Here is a 16,824-nt window from a genome sequence, read left to right as displayed (position 1 = left end):
GAACGATTCGACAGGAAATAAGTCATGACCGGTGCTCAGCAGCGCGCTGCGCTGCAAAACCAGATTTGGAAGATTGCCAACGAAGTTCGCGGTGCGGTCGATGGTTGGGACTTCAAGCAATACGTGCTCGGCGCCCTGTTCTATCGGTTCATCAGCGAGAACTTTGTCGACTACATCACAGGGGGCGATTCCAGCGTTGATTACGCCGGCATGGCTGATGATGACAAGAACATCGCCGCAGCCAAAGACGATGCCATCAAGACCAAGGGCTACTTCATCTACCCCAGCCAGCTGTTCGTCAACGTAGCGGCCAGCGCCGGCGCCAACAGAAGTCTGAACACTGATCTGGCCAGGATTTTCTCGTCCATCGAAGCGTCTGCGAGTGGCTACCCGTCAGAGCAAGATATCAGCGGTCTGTTTGCCGACTTTGATACCACCAGCAACCGGCTTGGTAACACTGTAAAGGACAAGAATGCTCGCCTGGCTGCCGTCCTCAAGGGCGTTGCTGGTCTGGATTTGGGTAGCTTTGACGACAGCCATATTGATCTCTTTGGCGATGCTTACGAGTTCCTGATTTCAAACTACGCCGCCAATGCCGGAAAATCAGGCGGCGAGTTCTTTACGCCACAGCAGGTCTCCAAACTCATCGCGCAGCTGGCAATGCACGGCCAGGCCAGCATCAACAAGATCTATGACCCCGCGTGCGGCTCGGGCTCGCTGCTGTTGCAGGCAAAAAAACAATTCGACGACCACCTCATCGAAGATGGCTTCTTTGGGCAAGAAATCAACCACACCACGTACAACCTGGCGCGGATGAACATGTTCTTGCACAACATCAACTATGACAAGTTCCATATCCAGCTGGGCAACACTCTGATTGCCCCGCACTTCGGTGACGACAAACCTTTCGATGCTATCGTTTCCAATCCGCCCTACTCGGTGAAGTGGATCGGAAGCGATGACCCAACGCTGATCAACGATGACCGCTTTGCACCAGCTGGCGTACTCGCGCCCAAGTCCAAAGCCGACTTTGCTTTTGTGCTGCATGCGCTGAGCTACCTCTCGGCGAAGGGTCGCGCGGCCATCGTGTGCTTCCCCGGCATCTTCTACCGGGGAGGCGCCGAGCAGAAGATTCGCCAGTACCTGGTGGAAAACAACTATGTGGAGAGCGTGATCTCGCTCGCGCCCAATCTGTTCTACGGCACTGCCATCGCAGTCAACATTCTGGTGCTGAGCAAGAACAAGCAAGACACCGCTATCCAGTTCATCGATGCCAGTGGTTTGTTTAAGAAGGGCGTCAACAACAACATACTGCTGGATGATCACATTAAGGAGATCATGGCGGTATTCGGCAATAAGACGAACGTCGAGCACTTTGCGTTATCGGTACCGTTTGAGAAGGTAGCGGTCAATGACTTCAACCTGTCGGTCAGTAGCTATGTGGACCTTAAAGATACTCGCGATGCGGTGGATATTGCCCAACTCAATGTTGAATTGAAAGCTACAGTGGCAAGAATCGACCAACTGCGCAAGGAAATTGATGCCATCGTTGCGGAGATTGAGGGTGGGGAGCTGGAGGCATGAACTACCCACGCTTCCTGGAGGCGCTGCTAGGTGGAGAGGGAGTGGAGTGGAAGGCTCTGGGCAGCCTTGGCGAGTTGATTCGTGGGAATGGATTGCAGAAGAAGGACTTCACCGAAAAGGGAGTTCCAGCCATTCACTACGGCCAAATTTATACCCGCTACGGGCTTTCCACCACAAAGACGATATCCTTCGTTTCCCCCGCATTGGCAAAGCAGCTCCGAAAAGTTGACAAGGGTGATGTTGTCATCACAAATACAAGCGAAAACCTTGAGGACGTTGGGAAGGCTCTGGTCTATCTCGGTGAGGCCCAGGCAGTCACAGGTGGGCACGCGACCATCTTAAAGCCTGGGAAGTGCTTGCTAGGCAAGTACTTTGCATACTTTTCGCAGACGGATGAATTTTCTGTCGAAAAGAGAAAATATGCCAAAGGCACAAAGGTGATTGATGTTTCTGCTGCGGATATGGCAAAGATTTCTATTCCAATTCCCTGCCCCAATAATCCTGAGAAATCTCTTGAAATCCAAGCCGAAGTCGTTCGTATCCTTGATTCGTTCGCCGAGCTGACCGCCGAGCTGACCGCAGAGCTGACCGCAGAGCTGTCCGCTCGCAAAAAACAGTACAACTACTATCGGGATCGGTTGTTGAGTTTTGATGAGGGAGAGGTGGAGTGGAAGACGTTGGGAGATGTCGCGAAGATCCAGCGTGGCGCCTCGCCTCGTCCAATCGCCAAGTTCATCACCGATGACGAGCTTGGCGTTCCGTGGATCAAGATTGGAGATACATCACCAGGGTCAAAGTACGTTAACGAAACAGCTCAAAGAATCACTCCAGAAGGGGCAAGAAGCTCTCGTATTCTGGATAAGGGTGACTTCATCTTGTCCAATTCGATGAGTTTCGGTAGGCCGTACATTCTTGGTATCAGAGGGGCGATACACGACGGCTGGGCGTCGATTAGCGAATTCTCCGCGGTCTTGAATGCAGATTTTCTGTATCACTATCTATCGTCAGATGCGGTTAAGAGTTACTGGTCCGGGAAAATAAATAGCGGCTCAGTGAGCAATTTGAATGCGGATATCATCAAGGCCTTGCCGGTGCCGGTTCCAAGTCTTGCTCAACAGAAAGAAATTTCGGTACTTCTGGATAGATTCGATGGGCTGACCAGTTCTATTAATGGCGACTTGCCGCGAGAAATCGAAATGCGCCAGAAGCAATATAGGTACTACCTCAATCTGCTGTTGAGCTTCCCAAAGGAAGAAGGGTTAAAGGCATAGCATGAGAAGGACACTCGCGGAGGTCGCGCAGCAGCTGAAGGACACTGGCAAGAAGGTGCAGCTAATCTACGCCTTTAACGGCACAGGCAAGACGCGTCTGTCGCGGGCGTTCAAGCAGCTGATCGCGCCCAATGGCGAGGTCGATGAGGCCGCACCGTCGGCATTGGCCGATAAGAGGATTCTCTACTACAGCGCCTTCACCGAGGATCTCTTCTATTGGGATAATGACCTGAGGCGGGATGCTGAGCCCAAGCTTATGATCCAGCCCAACGCGTTCACCAAGTGGGTGTTGGAGGAGCAAGGTCAGGACCAAAGTATCATTACCACCTTTCAACGCTACACCAGCGACAAGTTGACGCCGCATTTCGGTACAGATTTTGCCTCTGTTAGCTTTTCGTTCGCACGCGGTAACGAGGCACATGAGCCTCACGTAAAAATCTCCAAAGGTGAAGAAAGTAACTTCATCTGGAGCGTCTTCAATGCCTTGCTGGAACAGGTGATTGCCGAGCTCAACATCCCGGAAGTGGCCTACCGTTCCACCGATGTCTTCAACAAGCTGACCCACGTCTTCGTGGATGACCCAGTGAGCTCACTGGACGAGAACCATTTGATCGAGCTCGCGGTCAACCTGGCTACGCTAATCAAATCCAGTGAATCGCCCGACCTCAAGTTCATCATCACCACGCACAACCCGCTGTTCTATAACGTTCTGTTCAATGAGCTCAATGCAAAGACGTGTTACATGCTTGAGCGTTTCGAGGACGGCAGCTACTCGCTAAGGGAAAAGCATGGCGATTCCAACAAGAGCTTCTCATACCACCTACACCTCCTGCAGACCATCGAGCAGGCCATAGCGGACGGCAAAATCGAGCGTTATCATTTCACTCTGCTGCGCAACCTCTACGAGAAAACCGCTGGCTTCTTGGGTTACCCGAAGTGGTCTGAGCTTCTGCCAGACGACAAACAGCTGTATTACGGCCGTATCATCAATTTCACAAGCCACAGCACGCTGTCCAACGAGGCCGTTGCACAGCCATCGCCGGCCGAGAGCGCCACAGTCAAGCTGTTGCTGGACCACCTGAAGAACAGTCATGCCTTTTGGCAGCCACAGAGCGCCTGACCAATGAACGACTACAAGGTGATTGCCGAGTCCAAGACCTTCATCGTCCTCGACCAGTACACCCGCGAGTGGAACGTTGCCGAGAACTACCAGAGCGAGGGTGATCTGGAGCGGGAGCTGATCCAGGATCTGGTCAATCAGGGCTATGAGTTCTCTTTGTCCATCAAGACCCAAGCCGACCTGCTGGCCAACGTGCGCGTGCAGTTGCAAGCGCTCAACGAGGTTCAGTTCGCCGAAGGTGAGTGGCTGCGATTCGTCGAGTCCTGGCTCGACAAGCCCAGCGATGGCATTGTCGAGAAGGCCCGCAAGATTCACGATGACCACGTTCATGACTTTGTCTTTGACGACGGGCGCATTCAGAACATCTATCTACTCGATAAGAAGAACATCCTCCGGAACAAGGTGCAGGTGATCAAGCAGTTCGAGCAGGCGGGCGCGCACGCCAATCGCTATGACGTGACTATTTTGGTCAATGGCTTGCCTTTGGTGCAGGTGGAGCTCAAGAAGCGCGGCGTAGCGATTCGTGAAGCTTTCAACCAAGTGCACCGCTACAGCAAGGAGAGCTTTAACAGCGAGCAGTCTCTGTTCAAGTACCTGCAACTGTTTGTGATCTCCAACGGCACTGACAGCCGCTATTTCGCCAACACCACGCAGCGCAACAAGAACAGCTTCGACTTCACCATGAACTGGGCGAAGGCGGACAATACGCTTATCAAGGATTTGAAGGACTTCACGGCCACCTTTTTCCAGAAGCACACGCTACTCAACGTGCTGCTGCGTTACTCGGTGTTCGATGTCAGTAATACGCTACTGGTGATGCGGCCCTATCAGATAGCAGCCACAGAACGCGTCCTGTGGAAAATCAACAGCAGCCATCAGGGCAAGAACTGGAGCGGGAAGGAGAGCGGTGGCTTCATCTGGCATACCACGGGCTCAGGCAAGACGCTGACCAGTTTCAAGGCGGCGCGTCTGGCCACGGAGCTGAACTTCATCGACAAGGTGTTCTTCGTGGTGGATCGTAAGGATCTGGACTACCAGACCATGAAGGAATACCAGCGTTTCTCGCCGGACAGCGTGAATGGCTCGGACAGTACGGCTGGCTTGAAGCGCAACCTAGCGAAGGACGACAACAAAATAGTCGTGACCACCATCCAGAAGCTCAACAACCTGATGAAGAGCGAGGTTGACTTGCCCATCTACGGCAAGAAAGTGGTGCTCATCTTTGATGAGTGTCACCGCAGCCAGTTTGGTGAAGCACAAAAGAATCTGAAGAAAAGGTTCAAAAAGTTCATCCAGTTTGGCTTCACCGGCACGCCCATCTTCCCGGAGAACGCTTTGGGCGCCGAGACCACGGCAAGCGTGTTCGGTCGGCAGCTGCACTCGTATGTGATCACCGACGCCATCCGCGACGAGAAGGTGTTGAAGTTTAAGGTGGATTACAACGATGTACGGCCGCAGTTCAAGGCCATCGAGACCGAGAAGGATGAAAAGAAGCTGAGTGCGGCAGAGAACAGGCAGGCCCTGCTGCACCCGGACCGCATCCGTGAGGTCACCCAGTACATCCTGACCCACTTCCGGCAGAAGACCCACCGCCTGCATGCCGGCAATAAGGGCTTTAACGCCATGTTTGCGGTCAGTAGCGTGGATGCCGCCAAGCTTTACTACGAGTGCTTCAGGCAGTTGCAGAAGGCCAACGACAAGCCGCTGAGGGTGGCCACCATCTTCTCGTTCGCGGCCAACGAGGAGCAGGACGCGATTGGCGACATCCAGGACGAGAGCTTTGACGTGTCGGCTCTGAACAGCAGTGCCAAGGAGTTCTTGAGCGCAGCTATCGCCGACTACAACGCGTTGTTCAAGACCAACTTCAGCGTGGATAGCAACGGCTTCCAGAATTACTATCGAGACTTGGCCAAACAAGTGAAGGCCAAGGAGATCGACCTGCTCATCGTGGTGGGCATGTTCCTGACGGGCTTTGACGCCCCTACGCTCAACACGCTGTTTGTCGATAAGAACCTTCGCTTCCACGGGTTGATGCAGGCCTACTCGCGCACTAATCGGATCTTCGACGCAACCAAGACCTTTGGCAACATCATCACCTTCCGCGACTTGGAGCAGGCGACCATCGACGCCATCACCCTGTTCGGTGGCAGGAACACGAAGAACGTGGTGCTGGAGAAGAGCTACTCCGAGTACATGGAGGGCTTCACCGACGCGGCCACCGGTGAGGCACGGCGCGGCTTCAAGGATGTGCTGCAGGAGCTCGAGGCACGCTTTCCGGATCCCGCAGCGATTGAAAGAGAGGCCGACAAGAAGGCCTTCGTCAAGCTGTTTGGCGAGTACCTACGCGTAGAGAACATCCTGCAGAACTACGACGAGTTCGCCAGCTTGAAGGAGCTTCAGAGTGTCGACCTAGCGGATGCCGCTGCGGTAGAGTCCTTCAAGGCCAAGCACTACTTGAGCGATGACGATCTGACTGCTCTGCAGGCCATCACACTCCCCGCGGAGCGGAAGATCCAGGACTACCGCTCAACGTACAACGATGTGCGCGATTGGCTGCGGCGGGAGAGGGCCGGGGCCGAGAAGGAGCAGTCGACCATTGACTGGAATGACGTGGTTTTTGAGGTGGATCTTCTCAAGTCGCAGGAAATCAATCTGGACTACATTCTGGAGCTGCTTTTCGAGCACAACAAGAAGATCAAGAGCAAGTCGGAATTGGTTGAGGAAATGCGACGCGTGATACGTGCAAGCCTCGGGCAGCGCGCAAAAGAAAGTCTGGTGGTTGACTTCATCAATCAGACCGACTTGGACAAGATTGACGAAAAGGCGAGCGTGATTGAAGCGTTCTACACTTTCGCCCAGGCGGAACAGCACCGTGAGGCGCACGAGTTGATCGTTGCTGAGAACCTCAACGCTGATGCCGCCATACGCTATATCACTACCTCACTCAGGCGCGAGTTCGCCAGTGAGAACGGAACAGAACTCAACGCCGTGCTGCCCAAGATGAGTCCTTTGAATCCGCAGTACCTGACCAAGAAGCAGAGCGTATTCCAGCAAATCGCCACGTTTGTCGATAAATTCAAGGGAATAGGTGGGCGCGTCTGACGATCGGCGAATGTGGCGGGCGCAGAATCGTGTACGGTGTTCTGTTGCTGGACATCGTTGATCAACGCCTTACGTCAGTTGTTGGCCTGATCCTCAGATATTTCCTGGGTTAGAAGCGAACCCAGGGCCATTGTCTGGAAGAGGCTGCAGTTGCGGAAAATACACCGTAAGGGGCAAACTTAATGATTCCAACTTACGATAAGTTCATCGATCCCGTATTGCGCTTCTTGGAGCGAAATCCTGGAGGCGCTGCCGCCGCCTTGGCATATGATGCCGCGGCCAATGCCCTAGGGTTGACCGAGGAACAGAAGCTCAGGGTATTGGATAGCGGTGCGCAGATCTATAAGAATCGAGCGGCTTGGGCGCATGATCGGCTGAAGCGCGCTGGCCTTTCGTCCAGCCCGAGGCGCGGCGTCTGGCAGTTGACGGAGGCCGGGAGAAGTTACGTCGGCGATCATCCGTTCCCGCTGGACGATGAAGAGGTTGGGAGAATCGCAACTGGCTATCTCGCGGTTAAGCTTCGATCCGCAGTAGATGCTGCGGCGCTAGATGGCCCTGTCTCCAGTGAACTAGCTCCTGGGTCTCCCGTTTTGAGCCCTGATGATCGACTTGATAGTGCGCTTGCTGAATTGAAATCGGCCACAGCGGCGGAGCTTCTGGACTGTCTGTTGCGCGTTTCTCCCGGGCGGTTTGAAATCATCGTTCTCGATATCCTGCATCGACTGGGGTACGGCGCCAGCCGCTCTGACTTGCTGCGCGTCGGAGGAGCTGGAGATGGTGGAATCGATGGCGTGATCTCTTTGGATAAGCTCGGTCTGGACAAGGTCTATGTGCAAGCGAAGCGCTGGAAGAGTACAGTTGGTAGGCCCGAGCTTCAGGCCTTCTATGGGGCGCTTGCTGGACAGAAGGCCAAACGCGGAGTTTTCATAACCACGTCTGGCTTCACGCCTCAGGCAGTTGACTTTGTCGGCTCTGTTGAAGGCATTGTGATCGTGGATGGAAATCGATTGGTTGGTCTCATGATCGACAATGAGGTAGGCGTGAGCTCACGTATTCTTCGGGTCCCGTCCGTGGATAGCGATTATTTCGACGAAGATGCTTGATTTGCAATGAGGGGACGTTTTCGAGGAATCAGACGCGAGCCCTGTTTGGGCTAATTTCGGGCCTTGTGAGCGGATGCCGCCTCATTCCGGCCTCACCTCATGACAAGCCCACTCTACCAACCCCCGGCAAGCCAGAAACAACCCATCCACCACGCCCTCATCCAAATGCCGCTCCGGCTCCGCTGCCACCCGGCAGCGGTCTGCCGAGTGCAGCAACTCCAGCACCGTCAGCGCTCCGACCATCGCACGCTCGCTCCTTGCCAGACTCACGCGGCGGCCAGGTGACACATCGGTCTCTGGCCAGGGGTGCCCATCTGCACCCTCGCAGCCGCGCATGCGCTTGAGGATGCCGAGCAGGGAGTTCAGGTCGGGCAGGGGAGTGTCGTCGTTGATGGGCTCAACAACGGTGTACGAAGAGAAGGTGTCGGATTCGTTCATGGCGTCGGCTTCCGTGGCTGTGCTTAACAGCGCCACCGCGAAGGGGTGGCGGACGGTGCGGGTTCCAAACCGGGACAGACAGTTGTCAATAACCGGCGGGTCCGAAGACCCCCACGCACCGCCCGCCATAAAGGCCGACGGATTGCCCGCCGGCACCGGTTAAGGACGGTGCCGACGGGCAAGCGTAAACAACTATCTGTCTCGGGTTTGGACGCCCGCTGCCACCCGTTGTCGGTGGCGCGCCATGGTGTTTACGTAGCCGCTTCGAATGCCAATAGAAATTCGCGAACGAATCGCCGAATCCGAGAGCGAAGAACTATTGTTGCACGCGCCAATCGTGCAGCACGCGACGCCAGCAGACGCATTCGCGTAGCTGCTCTGCTGATGGCGAATCAAAGTGGCGCAATCGCCCATGCCACAAGCGAATAGCGCGACGGCCTTCTTTGCAATAGTTCTTACTCCACCTCGGGAGGCAACGGTGCCCGATCTACCGCACACCTTGAAAAGCGGTTCAATCCCGACACCGTTAACAAGCCCCCGGCTTCAGCCGACGCCATCCTCAGCCGCATTCCCCACCAGCAACTCAATCATTGCCCGCGCCGCCGCCGACTGCCGCCGGTGCGGCGCATAGATCACCGAGAACGGCCGCGACCGCCCGCGCAGCTGCGGCAGCACTTCCACCAGCTGCCCGCGCCGCAACCGCTCGCGCACGATGAACGCATAGCTCTGGCAGATGCCGATGCCCTGTTCGGCCAGCGACACCACGCCCAGTACATCGTCGGAGGTCTCGATGGACGAACGCGGCAGCCAGTCCACGTCGCGCCCGCCGTCGCGGAAGATCCACGGCGCCAGCCGCCCAGTACGCGGCATCACAAACGGCAGGCACAGGTGCTGCTGCAGGTCGTCCAGCGTCTGCGGCGTGCCATGGCGCTGCAGATAGTCCGGCGAAGCCACCAGCAGCAGCGGCGCATCTTCCAGCTTCCGACCCACCAGCCCGCTGTCCGGCAGCTGGCCCAGGCGGATGGCCAGGTCGAAGCCCTCAGCCACCAAATCCACATTGCGGTTGGTGATGTTCAGTTCCACCTGCACCTGCGGGTACTGCTGCACAAAGCGCGCCAGCACGGGCGGCAGCCGGTAGTGTCCATAGGTGGTGGGCACGCTCAGGCGCACGCGGCCGGCCAGCGCACCGTCCTGGGCCAGTACGTCGCGCTCGGCGTCGTCCAGCAGGCCGAAGGCGGTGCGTACCTGTTCCAGATACAGCCGCCCGGCGTCGGTCAGGCCCACGCGGCGGGTGGGCCGCTGCAGCAGCTGCCGGCCCAGCCGCGCTTCCAAGCGGCTGACCGCGCGGCTCAGCACCGAGGGCGTGGTGGACAGCGCCACCGCGCCAGCGGTGAACGAGCCGTGCTCGACCACCGCCAGGAACACCTCCACATCGCCCAGGTAGTCGAACTTGCGACTCATTTAGCTCTCCGGGGAACAGATGTTTTGCGATGGGGCTAATTTATCGCCGCTGGGGCGATGAATAAAGTGGCCGCCATTCCCCGATAGGAGCTCCGCATGAACCTGATGACCCGGCTGGCCGCAGCGCTGGCCCTGACCCTGGCCGCCACCGGCGCGCATGCCGCCAACGTGCTGGTGGTGCTGTCCGACGAAAACCACCTGGACCTGAAGGACGGCAAGGTGCTGTCCACCGGCTTCTATCTCAACGAGTTGATGCAGCCGGTCAAGCTGCTGCTGGACGCGGGCCACGAGGTGACCTTCGCTACGCCACAGGGGCGGGCGCCGACGGTGGATGCGTCCTCGGTGACGCCGGCCTACTTCGGCAACGACGCCGCGCAGCTGACGCTGCACAAGGATCTGCTGGAGAAACTGGCGCTGACCTCGCCGACGGCCTCGCCGGTGGTCAGCCTGGCGCGCATCGAGCAGCAGGGCTACGCGCGTTTCGATGCGGTCTACATTCCCGGTGGCCACGCACCGATGCAGGACCTGCTGAAGAGCCCGGCGCTGGGCCGGCTGCTGGCCGACTTCCACCAGCGCAACAAGACCACCGCGCTGGTCTGCCATGGGCCGATCGCACTGCTGTCCACACTGCCCGATGCCGGTGGTTTCGTGGCAAAGCTGGAAGCGGGCGCGACGCCGGCAACGCCGAAGTGGATCTACAGCGGCTACCAGATGACGGTGATCAGCAACCAGGAAGAAGAGCAGGCCAAGCCGCTGCTGGGCGGCGGTGAGATGAAGTTCTACCCGCAGACGGCGTTGCAGCGGGCGGGGGCCAAGTTCAGCAGTAATGCTGCGCCGTGGACCGGGCATGTGGTGGTGGACCGCGAGCTGATTACCGGGCAGAACCCGGCCTCGGCGCTGGAGGTGGGGCAGCGGTTGGTGGAGCGGTTGAAGTAGGGCGGGGCTGCGCAGCAGGTTGCCAGCCTTGGGGGCCGAGGGGCCAGCGCCTCGGCCTGTCTATGGAAGTGCCAACGTGGTCGGCAGAGAGGGCATCAGCCCTTTGCGAGCGCTGCCCCTGACAGATCTTCAATCTGGGAAAGCGCGTGACGCGTCGCAGTCCAATCGCCGGCGTGCTTGATCGCCACGCCCCCGGCCGCTGTCCAGGCATCACAGTTCGCTTCGAAATCGTCGATCAGAACATCGCCTGGCTGGTGCATGAAAAGAGGCTTGTGCCTGCCGCCGAGCACAGGCAACACCAGGCAGGTTGCTGACAGGTGCTCGCGGACCCACTGCCGCTTCTGCATGGCAGCGAGTGGGTAGTTCGATTTCGGGCAGGCCGTGAGAATCACCGGGTTCAAGTGGTGGATGCTGTGGAAGAACTCCACTGCGCCTTGCATCGGCGGAAGGTCGCGGAAGAATGACGGGTGGCTGTTGATGTGCCCCCACATTTCATCATCGGCAAGCACGCGGTGGTCCAGGCCAAACAGGGCGGGAAATGCCGCGTCGAAGTCGGCCATTACGCCATCAAGATCTACGTAGATGGTGCGTCTGGATGCACTCGATCCACCGGTGTGCTGGTTCGCGAGCGGGTCCATCATCGGTATTGACTTCACATCATCAGCGTTCATTTACGCGCTCTCCTTTCAAGAGTGGGCTTTCTTCTTCATCGGTTCCCCAGTAACGGGGCAAAGTGTTTGGCGATTGCGACAGACGTGGCGGCAATCGCGATGCCGACTGCGCCGGCACGGCTGAAGGGGGCGGCGACCCACGGATGCCGCAATCGGCATGCTGGAAATGCGGCTTATGTCGCGGCGCTTCTTCAAAGGCCTGCCGGGTGGCTGACCTGGCCCTTGGCCAAGACGCACGGCCCGCAGCCGCTGGCTCATTTCGCCAACCAACACGCAGTCTGGCGCGCTGGTGAGTGGATCATCACCGGGCGGTACTGGCAGACCGGGTGGTGATATACCTGTGGTGCTCGATCCAGACTCAAAAGGAGGTCATCGAAATGGATGCTCAGGCCGATTCAATGTACCACGCCGACCAGCGCGACCACCATGCTGAAGCCGTGCTTGAGGCCTTCTTCGCCAAGCACCGCACCCCGGCCCTGGTGCTGCAGCGTTTCTACCCGCCGGCGGCATTCCCCAGGGTTCGCAGCCGTCTAGGCGGTCTGCCGCAATTGCCCGATGGGATGGATTGGCCGGTTGGCGAGAGTTACGGCAAAGCGGCGCCGATGCACTTCCTGGCGCAGATCGATTGCGCCGAGCTGCCAGGCGTGGATCCCGATATGCCCTCGCAAGGCATGCTGTTCTTCTTCGCCATGAACGACGAAGAGCAGATATGGGACACGGACGAACCGCAGCAACGTGTGCGAGTGCTGTACGCATCCGAGGTCGCGGTCGATCAGCACGTGCGTGCGCTGCCGGTCGGCGTGCGCCCGATTCTGGATGAAGGTCCTTCGGACCATGCGCACCGCAATCCTGCATGGCTGCTGCCTGACGAAGATGGCCCATGCGTGCATGTTCAATGGCCCTTGGTGGCGCGGCACATGGATACCTGGCCGGATGAGCTGGAGTTGCCGCCGGGTGAGGAGGATCGGCCGTATTGCGAGATCTACCCCTCGCGCCGGGACGAAATGCGGCTGGGTGCGGTGGTGGCGGCCACGGGCCTGTTTCCGCGCGCGGACGCCGCCACGGAATGGGAGCGCCCGCAGTCACCTGCGTGGACCTTTCCGGTGCAATGGTTGCGTTACCAGACCGATTTTCCCCAGGTTGGCATCATTATTGACCGCCTTTCACGGGTGATCGGCAATGAACGGCGTGCAGGCAAGCGCGGGAAAATCGATTACGCCGACGTACGCGCGTGGGTGAAGCGCGCCGCCGCCATTGGTCTGGATGAAGCCCCGGATGATGCAACGCGGGAGGCATTCCGTGAGTGGGTTATCGGACAGATCAGCGACGACTTCGAGCGTATGACGCTGACCGACCTGGGCATGGGCCGGGCGTTCACCAAGGGACTGCTGGCGGCAGTTGCCTACGCGGCGGGCTCGCCGGCTGCGGCCGCGCGCATACCCGCACTGATGTACCGCCACCTGCAGGACGAACATCTGCCGTTTGATGAAAGCCTGGGCACGTTGCCTGATGGCCGCAAGCGCTGCGCCGAGACGCGGGTGCACCAGATGCTGGGACACGTACCGCGCTTGCACGGCATCGTGCCCGACGTGGAAGGCGAGGGCGACGCGGTCTGCCTGCTGCAGTTGGCGTGTGACCCGGCGATTGACCTGGTCTTTGGTGATTGTGGCCATGCCACGTTCTGGCTGAGTCGTGAGGACCTGCGCAACTGCAGGTTTGACCGCGTCGTGGGTGTGGTGGAGTCGCACTGATTGGGCATGGCAAGCCCGGCATGGCACCATGACGGGCTGGCCTCGTTCCTTCGGGCGGGGCCGTTTTCCCAGGGAAGCCCTCGAACACGACATGCGAACGTCCTTCTTCATCCTCTCCGCCCTGTGCCTTGGCCTGCTGTCCGGCTGTGCCAGTGGCCCGGAAGAGCACGCCTCAAGCCGCGAGATCACCAGTGCGTTCGTGGCCGACGACGGCAAGCTGTACCTGTTGCCGCGCTATGACGAGCCGATGCGCTTCAATGCCGCGCCGTTCCGCGAGTACCGGGCGCTGATGGACAGCCCGCTGCGCGAGGCGGTGGCCTGCGCGCAGATGTACTTCCATGAGGATTGGCGCGACCCGGCCAACAAGGCCAAGGTGCAGGGCAGCTATGCGCTGCTGCTGCGGCCGGAGCAGGTGACGGCGGAACAGGCCGCGCAGTTCAAGCTGGAGCGGATTGAGGTCACCCCGCGTGAGGCCAAGGCCGTGGAGGAGCGGGCGCGCTACTACCTGCCGATGGACAGGACCCGTTACGCGCTGGCGTTTGACCGGGCCTGCAATCTTTCAAGAAAGGGCGGCAGCTATTACAGCGCGCTGTTCGAGGGCGACGGCGAGCGGGTGAAGTTGCCGGATGCTGCGGCGCTGGCAGAGAAGGGGAAGCTGGCACAGCCGATCAATGCGCGGGCGCAGCGGATCCTGCCGGAGAGGGAGGACAAGCCGGGTGTGGGTTCGGCGGCCGGCAAGGTGCTCGGCGCGGCGCTGATCCCTGTGGCGGTTCCGGTGTTTGTGTTGAGCCTGCCGTTCCTGGGGCCGGATCATTGGAAGTGATGGGGCGCTGAGGGAGAGCATCCACGCATGGCGTGGATCTACTTGGGCATCGCCTGAACGTTCATCCTGGAGATCTGTGTGCCCAGCACGCTGGAAACTTTTTTGAAGACCGCAGGTTTCATTGTCCTTGCGGCACTTCCGTTGGTGATCCTCTGGTTCACCCTTCGGCGAATGGCAGCAACTGCTCGCTCGTCCGTAGAGACGGGGCTGCGTTTGCATGCTCCGCGCCGGATTTCCGGCAGGTCCATGACCTTGGTGATGGTGGATGGGAAAGAAGATCGGGAGCACTACTTCTTTGATGCGGCGTCCTTTTACCTGCGGCGTGGGCCAGTGCCCACGGCGGTTCCGCTCTCGCAGATCACCTCAGTCACACGAACGTCCGACAAGATCTACGGGCGCTATGTCTGGCGGGTGTGCTTCAGCAAAGCGTCGGGCAGAAAGTGCGTGACGTTCACCAACAACCTGACGCTGTTCAACCGCGATTTCCTACTGTTCCTGGAGGCGGTGCGGAAGGCTAATCCGCTCGCGACCGTTGATCGAGCGAGCGTTCTCTTCTAGAGCGTGTTTGAAGTTCGGTATGAACAGTGTCACTGCAATGGCATCACAGCGCGCAGCCCATGTTCGACCGATGTGATCGATGAGAAATGGGCGTTTGTTGCGCAATCGACGTGCGGGGGTGGCCCGCGCGCAGGCTATGACGACAATAAACGCAAGAATGGAAGCAAGTTTCACATTGCCGTGGACACGCTCGGCCATATATTGCCCGTGCTGGCGAATGAGCAGGAGCGCGCGCAGGTTGGCACTCTGGCTCGGAAGGTCCAGCATGTGACCGGTCAGGCTGTGAAGCCGGCCTGTGTCAGCGAGGGGTATATCTGCTTCAAAGTTCGTAGCGCGCTCTAGACGAATATCCCCGCTTGCTTGCGACCCATCTCCAACCAAGAATCGCAGCCACCTCTAGCAAACGTTGACCTCCGTACCCGCATGCATCCATGATGGCGTCATTCAGGATGAACTGCGTATGCGCTGCCTCGACTCAACGAATCCGCCAGAACTGGGTTGGTGAGCGCTATCACGTCGACGCTGACTACCTCTGTTGGGCAGCGTCAAGATGGAGCTATAACATTGAAGAAGCGCATTGGGATGTTGATCTTGTCGCTAACGATGCTTGTTCATTCAGCGGTCGCAGCAGAGCCTGAGCAAGTCGTAGCCCGCTTGCTCGATCACCTGGAGGCTGGGCGCATCGCTGAAGCCGAAGCAATGTTCACTCCACAAATGGCCGAAGCGGTACCGGCGGAATCTCTCAGCACCCTGTGGAACTCATTGGGGACTTTGAAGAGTCGTGGCCTGGCAGCGATCAGCACTCATGAAGGCATGCAGCTGGTGTTGGTGCCATTGCAGTTCAGCAACGGTCGATTTGTTGCACAAGTGGTGGTCGACAAACAGGAGAAAGTCGCCGGGTTAATGTTGCGGCCCGCCGCGCCCGAACAAGCGGCGCCGGCCCCGGCCAATGCCAGCTACCATGAGATCGATTTCATCGTTCCACAGGCACGCGGTGCGCTTCCAGGCACGCTATCGCTTCCCAAAGGAGAAGGCCCATTTCCCGCCGTTGTGCTGGTGCATGGCTCAGGACCGCAGGATCGTGACGAAACCGTTGGACCCAATCGGCCCTTCTTGGACGTCGCGCGCGGTCTCGCCGCGCAGGGTATCGCAGTACTTCGATACGACAAGCGAAGCCGTGCGCGCCCCCAGGATCTTAATGGCGACTTCAGCATTGATGATGAAACAACCGACGATGCGGTTGCCGCGCTCACGGCGTTGGGCGCTGATCGAAGCATAGATGGCAAGCGTCTATTTGTGCTGGGCCATAGCCAAGGCGCGATGCTGGCGCCGCGCATCGCCCAGCGATCACCTGAAGTGAGAGGGGTAGTCCTATGGGCCGCACCCGCGCGAAGCCTGTTGCAGATTATTCCAGAGCAGACCCGCCGCCTCCTTTCGGTAGACGGGCAGCTTGGGCCAAAAGCGGAAGAGCAGCTGGCCATGCTGGATACACAAATCGCGGCTGCTTTGGGTGATCAGGAAGTTGAGGCCAGCAAGCTCCCGCTGGGTGCACCCCAATCCTTCTGGAAGAGCATCGAAGCAGTTGACGCGCGCGGCGACGCCAGGTCACTCCGGAAACCATTGCTTCTATTGCATGGTGGCCGCGATTTTCAGGTAACAGCGATTGACTGGCGCATGTGGAACGAATCGCTGGAGGGGCAGCAGGAAGTGCAACTGAGAGAGTATTCCGCACTCAACCACCTCGGCATTGCAGGTGATGGCCCGGCTTCCCCCCAGGAATACATGCAGCCCGGAAACGTGGACCCGGTAATGATCAGCGATCTCGCACGTTGGCTTAAAGCCCAGAAGTAATGAGGCTGTCGGGCCATGAGCGCCCGTAGGCGTTCTCACGTCAAATATGCAATCGAAGATCTGCGGGGTTTCAATCTTCCGAAATATCCCTTATGGTGGATTTGCTGTTTGGACCCGTCGTAGTGTCCACAGGCGGCCCGGATTGGCCCTTGCCA

The 16,824-nt window shown here is 58.5% G+C and carries 13 protein-coding genes; 10 read left to right on the top strand and 3 right to left on the bottom strand.

Translation table 11 applies throughout. The features are described from left to right. The first annotated feature begins 24 nt into the window (after positions 1-24). From AC5P74_RS13865 to AC5P74_RS13845, 5 genes are all read left to right on the top strand, one after another. Positions 25-1,584: a type I restriction-modification system subunit M gene (locus AC5P74_RS13865; protein ID WP_346607523.1), complete on the top strand. Its 1,560-nt coding sequence runs from the start codon at positions 25-27 to the stop codon at positions 1,582-1,584. Next, positions 1,581-2,855, top strand: a complete 1,275-nt coding sequence (locus AC5P74_RS13860; protein WP_346607522.1) for a restriction endonuclease subunit S — start codon at positions 1,581-1,583, stop codon at positions 2,853-2,855. The genes AC5P74_RS13865 and AC5P74_RS13860 overlap by 4 nt, the downstream gene beginning before the upstream one ends. A gap of 1 nt (position 2,856) precedes the next feature. Continuing rightward, a complete protein-coding gene (locus tag AC5P74_RS13855; RefSeq protein ID WP_154263290.1) occupies positions 2,857-3,975 on the top strand; it encodes an ATP-binding protein in 1,119 nt (372 codons plus the stop codon). 3 nt (positions 3,976-3,978) lie between these two features. Continuing rightward, positions 3,979-7,077, top strand: coding sequence for a type I restriction endonuclease subunit R (locus AC5P74_RS13850; protein WP_346607521.1), 3,099 nt, complete (start codon positions 3,979-3,981; stop codon positions 7,075-7,077). Positions 7,078-7,259: 182 nt separating this feature from the next. Beyond that, on the top strand, positions 7,260-8,180 hold the full coding sequence (locus AC5P74_RS13845) for a restriction endonuclease (protein WP_346607520.1): 921 nt from the start codon (positions 7,260-7,262) through the stop codon (positions 8,178-8,180). An 81-nt stretch (positions 8,181-8,261) separates the two neighbouring features. Here the strand turns inward: AC5P74_RS13845 and AC5P74_RS13840 are convergent, their stop codons facing one another. Both AC5P74_RS13840 and AC5P74_RS13835 read right to left on the bottom strand, forming a co-directional pair. Further along, a complete protein-coding gene (locus tag AC5P74_RS13840; protein WP_346607519.1) occupies positions 8,262-8,618 on the bottom strand; it encodes a hypothetical protein in 357 nt (118 codons plus the stop codon). Between the two features lie 543 nt (positions 8,619-9,161). Further along, a complete protein-coding gene (locus AC5P74_RS13835) occupies positions 9,162-10,079 on the bottom strand; it encodes a LysR family transcriptional regulator (protein ID WP_495204977.1) in 918 nt (305 codons plus the stop codon). A gap of 96 nt (positions 10,080-10,175) precedes the next feature. Between AC5P74_RS13835 and AC5P74_RS13830 the strand changes: the two genes are divergently transcribed. After that, positions 10,176-11,015, top strand: coding sequence for a type 1 glutamine amidotransferase domain-containing protein (locus AC5P74_RS13830; protein WP_495204976.1), 840 nt, complete (start codon positions 10,176-10,178; stop codon positions 11,013-11,015). Positions 11,016-11,110: 95 nt separating this feature from the next. Here the strand turns inward: AC5P74_RS13830 and AC5P74_RS13825 are convergent, their stop codons facing one another. After that, on the bottom strand, positions 11,111-11,686 hold the full coding sequence (locus tag AC5P74_RS13825) for a 5' nucleotidase, NT5C type (RefSeq protein WP_346607516.1): 576 nt from the start codon (positions 11,684-11,686) through the stop codon (positions 11,111-11,113). A 377-nt stretch (positions 11,687-12,063) separates the two neighbouring features. Between AC5P74_RS13825 and AC5P74_RS13820 the strand changes: the two genes are divergently transcribed. The 4 genes from AC5P74_RS13820 to AC5P74_RS13805 all read left to right on the top strand — a co-directional run bounded on the left by AC5P74_RS13820 (position 12,064) and on the right by AC5P74_RS13805 (position 16,669). Further along, positions 12,064-13,437 (top strand): DUF1963 domain-containing protein, encoded by a 1,374-nt coding sequence (locus AC5P74_RS13820; protein WP_346607515.1) that lies wholly within the window; start codon positions 12,064-12,066, stop codon positions 13,435-13,437. Between the two features lie 91 nt (positions 13,438-13,528). Beyond that, complete coding sequence (locus AC5P74_RS13815) at positions 13,529-14,260, top strand: hypothetical protein (RefSeq protein WP_346607514.1); 732 nt, start codon at positions 13,529-13,531, stop codon at positions 14,258-14,260. Positions 14,261-14,338: 78 nt separating this feature from the next. After that, positions 14,339-14,818, top strand: coding sequence for a hypothetical protein (locus AC5P74_RS13810; RefSeq protein ID WP_346607513.1), 480 nt, complete (start codon positions 14,339-14,341; stop codon positions 14,816-14,818). A gap of 564 nt (positions 14,819-15,382) precedes the next feature. Next, positions 15,383-16,669 (top strand): alpha/beta hydrolase, encoded by a 1,287-nt coding sequence (locus AC5P74_RS13805; RefSeq protein ID WP_229766020.1) that lies wholly within the window; start codon positions 15,383-15,385, stop codon positions 16,667-16,669. Positions 16,670-16,824 lie beyond the last annotated feature (155 nt).

The sequence above is a fragment of the Stenotrophomonas sp. YJH_SMC_94-11 genome (assembly GCF_059370435.1).
The sequence above is the reverse complement of the archived record's forward strand: the minus strand, read 5'-3'. Positions and strand labels throughout refer to the sequence as shown.